General features: G+C 53.4%; 3 protein-coding genes. 2 read left to right on the top strand and 1 reads right to left on the bottom strand.

The features are described 5' to 3' along the window. Window positions 1-399 precede the first annotated feature (399 nt). Window positions 400-1527, top strand: coding sequence for an HlyD/EmrA/EmrK family protein (locus EV680_RS11840; RefSeq protein ID WP_132954946.1), 1128 nt, complete (start codon window positions 400-402; stop codon window positions 1525-1527). Between the two features lie 58 nt (window positions 1528-1585). Continuing rightward, entirely contained in the window at window positions 1586-3112 is a 1527-nt protein-coding gene (locus EV680_RS11835; RefSeq protein ID WP_132954945.1) for a DHA2 family efflux MFS transporter permease subunit, read from the top strand. Window positions 3113-3177: 65 nt separating this feature from the next. On the opposite strand, the gene thrB is transcribed toward EV680_RS11835, so the two are convergent. Next, on the bottom strand, window positions 3178-4095 hold the full coding sequence (gene thrB, locus EV680_RS11830) for a homoserine kinase (protein WP_132954944.1): 918 nt from the start codon (window positions 4093-4095) through the stop codon (window positions 3178-3180). Window positions 4096-4311 lie beyond the last annotated feature (216 nt).

Genomic DNA, 4311 nt, shown 5'->3' with positions numbered 1-4311 from the left:
GGAGAACCATCCTCAACGGGTGGCTGCGTATTTTAGAGATCCGAAGGTGAAGTATGCTGCATAAACATTTCAATATTTAATTGCCGAATCAATAAAAAACAAGCTAACGGCGTTGCCGTCTTGTTATCTTATTTTGTAAGTTTGGTATAAAATAGCCATTCAATAGTAGCATGGCGTGAAATGGCCGCAAAGCAGAAGCCCTATATTTGCTTTGTTGCGATTTTATGGCACATCGTGTTCAGACGGCCTATGGTTTACCCGGCCGTCTGAAATGGTTTCAGGCGCAGCAATGCGGCTTACAATAAAAAGAGCTTCTTCATGAGTGAAACAAACCAATCTTCGCAAGCCAACCCGCCCGCAGCCGCTGCTGCCGGCGAAACTGCGGCGCTCAAGCCGCGTATGCCCGGCCACCGCAAGCGCAACCTCACGCTGGTAACTTTATTGTTTATCGTCGTTGCGCTGGGCTTTGCGTTGATGTATTTCTTGGTGTGGCAGCATGAGGAAGAAACCGAAGATGCTTATGTGGCCGGCCATGTGGTGCAGATCACGCCGCAGCTGGCGGGCACGGTGCGCAAAGTGGGTGCGGACGACACCGACATTGTCAAAAAAGGCGATGTGCTGGTGATACTGGACGACAGCGATTTCCAACTGGCCTACGAGCGTGCGCAAAGCGAATTGATTCAGGCCATCCGCCAAAACAAACAGCAAACTGCCGCCACCTCGCAGGCGCGTGCGCAGGTGTTGGCGCGAAAAGCCGATTTGGCCGCCGCGCAAGCCGATTTACGCCGCCGCGAATCGCTGGCCGGCACTGATGCAATTTCGGGTGAAGAGCTCAGCCATGCCCGCGCGGCTGTGGTGCAGGCGCAAGCGGCGTTGAAGGCGGTCGAGGCGGAGGAAACTTCGGCTCAGGCGGCTTTGGGCAACAATATTCCGCTGCGTCGGCAGCCGGCAGTGCAAACCGCCATCAGCCATATGAAAGATGCCTGGCTCAATTTGCAGCGCACACAAATCCGCTCGCCTGTGGCCGGGCAGGTAGCCAAACGCAATATCCAAATCGGCCAGCGCACAGCGCCGGGCACACCGCTGATGGCGGTGGTGCCGCTGCAAGATGTGTGGGTGGATGCCAACTTTAAAGAAGTGCAGCTGAGCAAAATGCGTATCGGTCAGCCGGTTACGATGACTTCGGATTTATACGGCAGCAAAGTGGTGTATCACGGTGAAGTGATGGGCTTGTCGGCCGGCACCGGCAGCGCTTTTTCGCTGTTGCCGGCGCAAAATGCTACCGGCAACTGGATTAAAGTGGTGCAGCGCGTGCCGGTGCGCATCAGCTTGGATCCGCGCGAAGTGGCTGCGCATCCGCTGCGCGTAGGCTTGTCGATGACGGTGACGGTAGACACCGGCAACCGCAGCGGCCAAACCATGGCGGCGGCAGCCATTAAAGGCGCAGCAGCGCCTGAGGGCGAAGCGGTGGATTGGCAGGTGGCCGATGCGCTTATCGATCAGATTTTTGAGAAATATGCTAAATAAGTTTCAGACGGCCTCTGATTTAAACATGCAGGCCGTCTGAAAGCAGTCAGGAATGATTATGAATCATCCGCCTTTGCAGGGCATGCGGCTGGTGTTGGTGACCTTGGCTTTGAGCTTGGCCGTGTTTATGGAAGTGCTCGATACCACCATCGCCAATGTGGCCGTGCCGGTGATTGCCGGCGATCTGGGCGCTGCCACCACGCAGGGCACTTGGGTGATTACCTCGTTTGCCGTGGCCAATGCGATTTCCATACCGCTCACCGGCTTTATGGCGCGCCGTTTCGGCGAAGTGAAAGTGTTTGTGTGGTCGGTGATCGGCTTTGTTATTATGTCGTGGTTGTGCGGCATTGCGCATAATCTGGAGCTGTTGGTTTTGTTTCGCGTGTTGCAGGGTTTTGTGGCCGGCCCGCTGATTCCGCTCTCGCAAAGCTTGCTGATGGCTTCTTATCCGCCGCAAAAGCGCACGCTGGCGCTGGCTTTGTGGGCGATGACGGTGGTGGTGGCGCCGGTGTTGGGGCCGATTCTCGGCGGCTGGATTTCCGATAATTGGCATTGGGGCTGGATTTTCTTTATCAACGTGCCCATCGGCATAGCCGCCGCTTTTGTGGCTTGGCGGCAGTTGCGCCATCGCGAAACCGAAACCGAGCGCACGCCGGTCGATTATGTCGGCCTGATGCTGATGGTGTTGGGCGTGGGCGCGCTGCAAATGATGCTCGACCGGGGCAAAGAGCTCGATTGGTTTTCTTCTACCGAGATTATTGTGCTGGCGGTGGTGGCAGTGGTGTGTCTCACCTATTTTATCGTGTGGGAATTGGGCGAAAAATACCCGATTGTGGATTTGTCGCTATTCAAAGACCGCAATTTTACCGTGGGTGTGACTGCCGTGTCGCTCGGCTTTATGCTCTATATGGGCACGCTCACTTTGCTGCCTTTGGTGTTGCAAACGCATCTGGGCTACACCGCCACTTGGGCCGGGCTGGCCGCTGCGCCGGTGGGTATTTTGCCGGTGATTTTGTCGCCGATTATCGGCCGCTTCGGTGCACGCCTGGATATGCGCTGGTTGGTTACGGCAAGCTTTTTGGTGTTTGCCTTCACTTTTCACTGGCGCACCAATTTTTATGCCGGCATGGATTTCGGCAATGTGATCTGGCCGCAGTTTTGGCAAGGATTGGGCGTGGCCATGTTTTTCATGCCTTTAACCGCCATCACCTTGTCGCATATGAAAGGCCCGCAAATCGCGGCCGCCAGCAGCTTGTCCAATTTCTTGCGCGTGTTTATGGGCGGCGTGGGTGTGTCCATCGTGACCACCACTTGGGAGAAGCGCGAAGCTTTGCACCACACCCAGCTTGCCGAGCAAATCACCCCCTATTCACATGCCACGCGTGAGGCCGTGCAAGGCATGATGCAGGCGGGCATGAGCGAGCAGCAAGCTTATGGCAGCATCGTGCGCTCGATTTCCCAGCAGGGTTTTATCATCGGCTCTAATGAAATATTTTGGGTGGGCAGCGTTTTATTTGTGTTGATGATTGCGGTGATTTGGTTTGCTAAGCCGCCTTTCGGTTCAGGCGCGGGTGGCGGGCATTAATCTTGATAATATCAACCAAAGGCCGTCTGAAAGATTTTCAGACGGCCTTTGGTTTGATTTGTTTTTTAACGCAAACTGAGTAATAAATCCCGAAAGGCATTCGGGTCTTTAATAAACGTCATTTCACCTGCTTGTGGAAAATGAAAGTCCAGCAACCGCGACACCCAGAAGCGGATGCAGCCGGCACGCTGCGCTATAGGATAATAAGCCAGCTCGGCCTCATCAAGCGCCCGTACGCTGATATAGCCGTCAACAAACGCTTTTTCCAGCGCTGCATCCAGCTTATTGTCAGCTGTGCGCGCCCAATCGTTTACCGCAATGGCCAAGTCATACATAAAATTGCCGTTGCAGGCGTAGTAAAAATCAATAAAGCCCGCCACTTGCTCACCATCAAGCAACACATTGTCTTTGAATAAATCCGCATGAATGATGCCTGAGGGCAAATGTCCGCCTGGATGCGCATCAATATAGGCAATTTCACTTTGCAGCAAGCGCGCATCATCTTCGTTTAACACGGGCAGCAATTGCGAACAGGCCTCGTGCCACCATTGTGTGTAGCGCGGGTTATCCATCTGGTGAGGAAAGCTTTGCCCGGCCAGATGCATTTTGGCCAACATCGCCCCGGTATGAAAGCATTGTGCCTCCGTGGCCCAGCTGGTGTCCGAGCCGCGCAAACACGTGACCAAACAGGCCGGTTTACCCGCCAGCACAGAATCAAAGCGACCATCATTGCGTGCAACCGGCGCGGGGCAGGCCACGCCGTTTTCACTCAAATGCTGTTTTAAAAGCAGAAAAAAAGGCAGCTCTTCCTGCTTTAACACTTCAAACACCGTCAACACATAGCGGCCGCTGCCGGTGGTCAAAAAATAATTGCTGTTGGTGATGCCCTGAGCTATGCCTTGAAGAGAGATAAACTCGCCTAAATTATAATCAGTTAGAAATTGACGCATCTCTTCATCAGAAATGCTGGTGTAAACAGACATGGTTTTATTCGCTGAAAATCAATAGGCATCATCATACCATACCAAAACACGGCAAAAAAAGGCAGAGAGATGAGGTTATTGCAAAGGCCGTCTGAACCCCTTTTCAGACGGCCTTAGTACTATATTGTTCTCTGCATTGTTTTGACTGGCAGGAAATGGAGGGGAGAGTTGATAAAAAATACCCAGCTAAAACAATCGGGTGATATTTTATTGTAA

This window comes from Uruburuella suis (genome assembly GCF_004341385.1).
GTDB classification, from domain to species: domain Bacteria; phylum Pseudomonadota; class Gammaproteobacteria; order Burkholderiales; family Neisseriaceae; genus Neisseria; species Neisseria suis.
Note: the sequence above shows the minus strand (reverse complement) of the source record. Positions and strands in the feature narration are given on the sequence as shown.